General features: G+C 33.4%; 7 protein-coding genes. All 7 read left to right on the top strand.

The window, feature by feature from the left end; genetic code table 11:
* The first annotated feature begins 220 nt into the window (after positions 1–220).
* Positions 221–847 (top strand): TetR/AcrR family transcriptional regulator, encoded by a 627-nt coding sequence (locus tag Q0977_RS17600; protein WP_299516256.1) that lies wholly within the window; start codon positions 221–223, stop codon positions 845–847.
* 15 nt (positions 848–862) lie between these two features.
* Entirely contained in the window at positions 863–1,678 is an 816-nt protein-coding gene (locus tag Q0977_RS17595; RefSeq protein WP_299516254.1) for an ABC transporter substrate-binding protein, read from the top strand.
* An 18-nt stretch (positions 1,679–1,696) separates the two neighbouring features.
* Positions 1,697–2,338, top strand: coding sequence for an amino acid ABC transporter permease (locus Q0977_RS17590; protein WP_119415692.1), 642 nt, complete (start codon positions 1,697–1,699; stop codon positions 2,336–2,338).
* A 12-nt stretch (positions 2,339–2,350) separates the two neighbouring features.
* The gene (locus tag Q0977_RS17585; protein WP_299516252.1) at positions 2,351–3,097 is read left to right on the top strand and encodes an amino acid ABC transporter ATP-binding protein; all 747 of its coding nucleotides are present in this window, start codon (positions 2,351–2,353) and stop codon (positions 3,095–3,097) included.
* A gap of 12 nt (positions 3,098–3,109) precedes the next feature.
* A complete protein-coding gene (locus Q0977_RS17580) occupies positions 3,110–3,532 on the top strand; it encodes an OsmC family protein (RefSeq protein WP_119415690.1) in 423 nt (140 codons plus the stop codon).
* A gap of 301 nt (positions 3,533–3,833) precedes the next feature.
* Entirely contained in the window at positions 3,834–5,303 is a 1,470-nt protein-coding gene (locus Q0977_RS17575; RefSeq protein WP_299516248.1) for a sodium:alanine symporter family protein, read from the top strand.
* Between the two features lie 179 nt (positions 5,304–5,482).
* Positions 5,483–6,304, top strand: coding sequence for a MerR family transcriptional regulator (locus Q0977_RS17570; RefSeq protein WP_299516246.1), 822 nt, complete (start codon positions 5,483–5,485; stop codon positions 6,302–6,304).
* The last annotated feature ends 247 nt before the right edge of the window (positions 6,305–6,551 follow it).

Raw genomic sequence — 6,551 nt, 5'->3', positions numbered from 1 at the left:
GAACCGCCGTATACGGAACCGTACGTACGGTGGTGTGAGAGGTCGGGAGTTAATTACTCCCTCCTACTCGATTTTGTGTAGCTGCGGTATTTTAATTAAATGAATAATTGGTAGAATTAAAAACTCCACATGTTATTCAAAAAAATAAGTCAAAACTATTGACTAATTTGTAGTAATTCTATAGGATTTAATTGACTAATGAGTCAGTCGAGGTGAAGAAATGACACAAGCAGATATTCGTAGACATGAAAGAGAACAGCAATTGATCAAAATTGCACTTGAGTTATTTGCAACTGTTGGGTATGAAAATACTAAAATTTCGGATATTGTAGCTAAAGCGAATGTTTCTCAAGGTACTTTTTATTGGTATTTTAAAAGTAAAGAAGCTATTGCTGAAAAGGTAATTGAAGATGGTCGAAAAAGAATTTTAAAAGCTATTGCTATTGGGTATAGAAATTCAAAAGCTTCCGTTCAAGAATCAGCCGTTTCAACAAGTTATTTATTTGAGCAAATATTTCAATTTGCTGAGGAAAACCCCTATTTAATACACATATTGTTAAAAGGAGTTCATACCCAGCCGTTACTACAACAAAAGGTCGATGAGATTAAATCTGAAATGGAAATAGCTTTTGCAAATAATATTGAACGAGCAAAACAATTGGATATGCTAAATCACTCAGTAGATTCTAAATTGCAAGCTGTTTTTATCATGAGTTTATTAGAAGGTGTGTTATCTCGGTGGTTATTTAGCGAACAAAGTGAAAATCACCCCTTCACTGATTATTCATTACAAGAAATAATCGAAAAAACCGTTCATTTTGAATTTTTCGGTATTTTCGGTGTCTAAGCAGGAGGAAAAAAAGTGAAGAAAATAAAATGGCTTTTTGCAGTTGTTGCTGCATCAGTTCTTGTACTAAGTGCTTGTGGTAGTAATGAGACAAAAAAAGAAGCAAGCAATGATGAACTTTCAAAGATTCAAAAAAATGGCGAAATGACCATCGGTATTATGGGAACATATGCCCCTTACAACTATATGGGAAAAGACAAAGAATATACAGGCTTTGATGTTGATATTGCTAAAGAACTAGCAAAACGCCTTGATGTTAAAGCAAAATTTGTGGCACAAGATTTTTCTGGATTAATCCCAGGTTTACAAAAAGGTAAATTTGATGCATTAGTAAGCCAAGTAACTATTACAGACGAAAGAAAAAAAGCAATTGATTTCTCAGATCCTTATATTACAAACGAAGTAAAAGCAATCGTGAAAGAAAATAATGGTGATATAAAATCTGTAAATGATTTTAAAGGTAAAACAATTGGTGTTGGTCTTGGTACTAATGATGAAACATATTTACGTAATGATTTAATGCCGAAAGTCGGCAATTTCAAAATTAATACTTATGATGATGTAATTACAACATTAAAAGATTTAGATGCTGGCCGCATTGATGCAACTATTAATAATGTCTTTGCATTAAAACCTATCGTTGAAGAAAATGGCTATAAGATTAAGGCTGTTGGTGAAGCAATTAAAGCTGACAAAGCAGCGGTAGCTGTTAAAAAAGGAAATCCTAAATTCGTAAAAGCGATTAATAGTGCATTAGAAGATATGAAAAAAGATGGTACTTATAAGAAAATCTTTGTTAAATGGTTTGGAGAAGAACCTCCAGCAGAATAAAGAAAGTAGGAAGAAAACATGGATTTAATCATTGAAAATATCCCATTTCTATTGAAAGGGGCATATTACACTTTACTGATAACCGTGGTATCCATGTTCTTTGGCTTAATAATAGGCTTACTTGCTGCGATTGCTCGTATAAAGGGCAATCGCTTTCTGCGTAATATAGCAAGAGTCTATGTTTCGATTATTCGAGGAACACCACCACTGGTGCAAATTGTCATTGTCTATTATGGTTTAGTAGATTATGGGATAGAGCTTGGACCATTAACAGCGGCGTATATAGCTTTAAGTATCAATATTGGTGCATATGTATCAGAAGCATTTCGTGGTGCCATTCAATCTGTACCAAAAGGACAAACAGAAGCTGCACTTGCAACTGGAATGACTGAAAAACAAGCGATGCGCCGAATCATTATTCCACAAGCGATTCGATATGCAATCCCTCCACTTGGAAATACATTTGTTGGAATGTTAAAAGAAACATCTTTAGTTTCTGTCATTGCAGTAACAGAACTAATGCGTTCTGCTCAATTATTAGTTGCTCAATATTATGTTTACATGCCATTCTATCTTTCAATTGGAATTATGTATTGGGGAATGAGTACATTCTTTACTTTTATATTAAATAAAGTAGAAAAACGCTTATCGGTCTACTAGGAGGTGCAGAAGATGATAGAAATTGAACAATTATACAAAAATTATGATAGTCATGAAGTATTAAAGAATTTAACTTTATCCATTCCTGCACATCAAGTAGTAGCCGTTATCGGTCCAAGTGGATCAGGTAAAAGTACATTCTTAAGATGTATTAATGGGTTGGAGAAAATTACGCAAGGTAAAATATCAGTAAATGGCCATGTAATTGATGCAAAAGCATCGAAAAAGGAATTACAAAAATCTATATATGCCATTAGACAAGAAACGGGTATGGTGTTCCAACAATTTAACTTATACCCACATAAAACTGTTATAGAAAATGTTATGGAAGCGCTAATAGTTGTAAAGACATTGCCAAAAGCGAAAGCTCACAAGATAGCTTCAGATTTACTAGAAAGAGTTGGATTATCAGATAAAGAAAATAGCTATCCTTCTCAAATTTCAGGAGGACAACAACAACGTGTAGCTATTGCAAGAGCTTTAGCAATGGAACCACAGCTTATGTTATTTGATGAACCTACTTCAGCACTTGATCCTGAACTAGTAGGTGAAGTATTAAAAGTGATGAAAGATCTAGCAGAAGAAGGGATGACAATGATCATTGTCACGCATGAAATGAACTTCGCAAAGAATGTGGCGAATCGTATTCTGTTTATGGCAGATGGTGTAATTGTTGAAGATGCAGAACCAAAAGCATTTTTTGAACACCCGCAAACTGCAAGAGCACAACAATTTTTACATCAGGTTAGTGAATTCTAAGGAGGAGAAAATATGCAAATTACAGCAAAATGGCAGGGGGGACGTGCTTTTGAAGCAGTAGGAGCATCTGGATATAAAATGGCTATGGATGCTACCTCAAACTATGGTGGGAATGGGCAGGCTCCAACCCCAACAGAAATGCTTTTAAGTGCATTAGCAGGTTGTATAGGTATTGACGTTACAATGATACTAAAACCTCATTTAGAAAAGATCACAAAATTAGATATTGTAGTAGATGGAACAAGACGTGAAGAAATGCCAACAGCTTTTACAGCTGCACATCTAACATTTAAAGTCGATGGTGATATCGATGCCCATAAAGTATGGAGAGCTATAAAATTAGGTGAAGAAAAATATTGTGCAGTTTCTGCCTCATTAAAAGCAGATATTACGCATTCATTAATATTAAATGGAAAAAACATACCGTTTGAATAAAGAAATATTAAAAAAAGAGTAAAGAGATAAATTGTCTCTTACTCTTTTTTAATCTATAAAAATGATTTTAAGAATAATAAGTGATTTAAGAAGAATTATATATAAAAAAGAATTCTAAAGAAGGAAAGTAAAATTGGATGAAGAATCGAAATAAAAATAGCAATGGCATTAATTCTAATAATAATAATCTCATTTTGATATAATTTCTGTGAATTATATCATTTTTTTAAAAGAATTATATTGAATATTTAAAATCATCAGAATATAATTATTTTTATAGTAAAAAGAAGGGGTGTAGTTTATGGAGGAAATAGTTTCAAAGATTAATGATTGGTTATGGAGTCCAGTACTAATTTATGGAATTTTAGTAGCTGGGCTAATTTTTACATTTAGAACAAAGTTTATGCAAGTACGATTCTTTAAGGACATGTTTGTTCAATTAGTAAAAGGTGAGAAATCGTCATCTGGTGTATCTTCATTTGAAGCATTATCAATGGCGCTAGCCGGACGTATTGGTGTGGGGAACATCGCAGGTACGGCAACTGCAATTGGCTATGGTGGGCCAGGCTCGATCTTCTGGATGTGGGTTTTAGGGTTTATAGGTGCTGCAACATCTTATGTCGAATCAACGCTAGCTCAAATTTATAAGGATGAGAAAGATGGAGTCTATCGAGGAGGTCCCGCTTACTATCTTTATAAATTTACGCAAAAAAAATGGATAGGAATGATTTTTGCTGTTGTAGGCGTAATAGCTATGGCTGCATTAATGCCTTCTGTTCAAGCAAACTCAATTGCAGGAGCAATGGATAATGCTTTCCATATCCCAGCATGGGTGACGGGTGCATTTTTAGTCGTATTAATAGGTGTTATTATTATTGGAGGACTTAAACGTATTGCAGCAGCTGCTTCAATCATTGTCCCATTCATGGCAGCGGCGTATATTATAATGGCTATTATAATCATTATTTTAAATTTTGATAAAATTCCAGAAGTGTTTGGTTTAATCTTCTCAAGTGCATTTGGTCAAAACGAAATGTATGGAGGTATTATAGGTGCAGCAATTGCCTGGGGAGTTAAACGTGGTATTTATGCCAATGAAGCTGGACAAGGTACAGGTCCACATCATGCAGCTGCAGCAGAAGTATCACATCCGGTTAAGCAAGGATTCGTTCAAGCTTTCTCAATTTACTTTGATACTTTCCTAATATGTACAGCAACCGCATTTATCGTATTATTTACGGGTGCTTATAACGTTCAAGATGAAAAAACAGGGAAATTTTTAGAAGAAAATATTCCGAATATTCAACCAGGTGAAGCGTTTACACAATCAGCAATTGAACAAGCATTCCCACTTGCTGGTTTTGGTTCAGGTTTTATCGCTATAGCATTATTGTTCTTTGCTTTTACTACTATTATGGCATATTACTATATAGCTGAAACAAACTTAGCCTTTATGTTAGAAGGAGCTAAACTAAAAATCTCAATTCGTGTCATGCAAGTAGTGTTCTTAGCTTTATTATTCTACGGCTCAGTAAAAACAGCAGCTATAGCTTGGGCGCTTGGTGATGTTGGTCTCGGCTTAATGGTGTATGTAAATGTTATTGGACTGTTGTTCTTAGCAAAACCAACTTTAATTGCATTGAAAGACTATGAGGAGCAGAAAAAGCAAGGTTTAGATCCTGTATTTGACCCTCGTAAATTAGGCATTGAAAATGCAGATTATTGGGAAAAGCGTTTAGAAGAGAAGGAAGAAATGAAAGGCGCTGTGTAAGAGAAATTTTATCAAAAATATGGATCTGCTCCTCTTTTGAGAGGGGCAGATTTTTTGATTCTAATAGTATAAATCTCTTTATTAATGTTACACTTTTATTAAAAAGAAAGAAAATATTGTAAAAATATTGTGTGAGAATTTATAATAGGATTAAGAGAAATGTAGAAAGAGGACAATTCATGAAAAACAAACTATCTATTGGTCAGATGGCGCGGTTGAATAATGTTTCTATAAAAACACTTCATTATTATGATGAGATTGGATTGTTTAAACCGATTGAAAAGGATGTAGGAACTGGATATCGGTATTATTCAGTCGAACAATTCAAGCAACTCGATATAATATTGTGTATGAAAATGATTGGTGTACCTTTAAATGATATAAAAAAGCAATTAGAAAATCGCAGTTTAGATGATTTTATATCGGTGTTAGAAAATGTTCGGAATATTACGCGTGAAAAAGTTAATGTATTAAAACGAATTGAAAAAGGATTGTATTCACGAGTAAGGGAGTTTGAAAGTACTATAAATGAAAAAAACATAGGAAGACCCTACTTTCAGCGTATTAGTTCACATAATATTCTACGCGTAAACAAAAAAATAGACTCATTTAAGGAGATAGAAGTAGAGTTACGTCATCTAAAATCGCATTATGAACATATTGTGCCTATTGTTATAGGGAATGTTGGTTATTTAAAAAATATTGAGGATTGTCATGACAAACTTAAAAATTCCTATGAAGGCATTTTTATAATAGTTGAACAACCTTTACATATGGATATTGATTTGTTAACGGAGATAGAAGAAGGGGATTTTGCAATTATAAGGTGGAGTGATGAATCTGGGGACGATCAAAAGCATATAGAAAAGCTTTTACGATATATAAAAGTTCATAATTATCAACCAGAAGGTCCTTTATACATTCGAAAAAATGTAGATGGTATCATTTCCAACCGAACAAAAGAAATACGAGTAAAAATCACACCATTAACTATATGCTAAGGAAAAGTTTATCCTCGACTCTTCCGATTCTAAAATCTCCATCAGCTCTTATACTATAAAAGTAAAAGATTAATAGATTCAATTTAAAACTATAACAACTCTTAACGATGGAGTTTGGTTATAGTTTTTTTATTAGAATAATACTTTTATTTTCGACATAACCTTATAAAAGGGAGTGTCAATAATTTTGTGTAAATGACTTTTCAACCTTTTCAAGTAGATCGTCACTTTGGTATTCAATTAGACT

The sequence above is a fragment of the uncultured Rummeliibacillus sp. genome (genome assembly GCF_934216135.1).
Taxonomy (GTDB): domain Bacteria; phylum Bacillota; class Bacilli; order Bacillales_A; family Planococcaceae; genus Rummeliibacillus.
The sequence above is the reverse complement of the archived record's forward strand: the minus strand, read 5'-3'. Positions and strand labels throughout refer to the sequence as shown.

Coding starts and splice junctions, on each gene's coding strand:
- Q0977_RS17585 (WP_299516252.1), top strand. CDS start 2,351: ATGATAGAAATTGAACAATTATACAAAAATTATGATAGTCATGAAGTA.
- Q0977_RS17575 (WP_299516248.1), top strand. CDS start 3,834: ATGGAGGAAATAGTTTCAAAGATTAATGATTGGTTATGGAGTCCAGTA.
- Q0977_RS17580 (WP_119415690.1), top strand. CDS start 3,110: ATGCAAATTACAGCAAAATGGCAGGGGGGACGTGCTTTTGAAGCAGTA.
- Q0977_RS17590 (WP_119415692.1), top strand. CDS start 1,697: ATGGATTTAATCATTGAAAATATCCCATTTCTATTGAAAGGGGCATAT.
- Q0977_RS17570 (WP_299516246.1), top strand. CDS start 5,483: ATGAAAAACAAACTATCTATTGGTCAGATGGCGCGGTTGAATAATGTT.
- Q0977_RS17600 (WP_299516256.1), top strand. CDS start 221: ATGACACAAGCAGATATTCGTAGACATGAAAGAGAACAGCAATTGATC.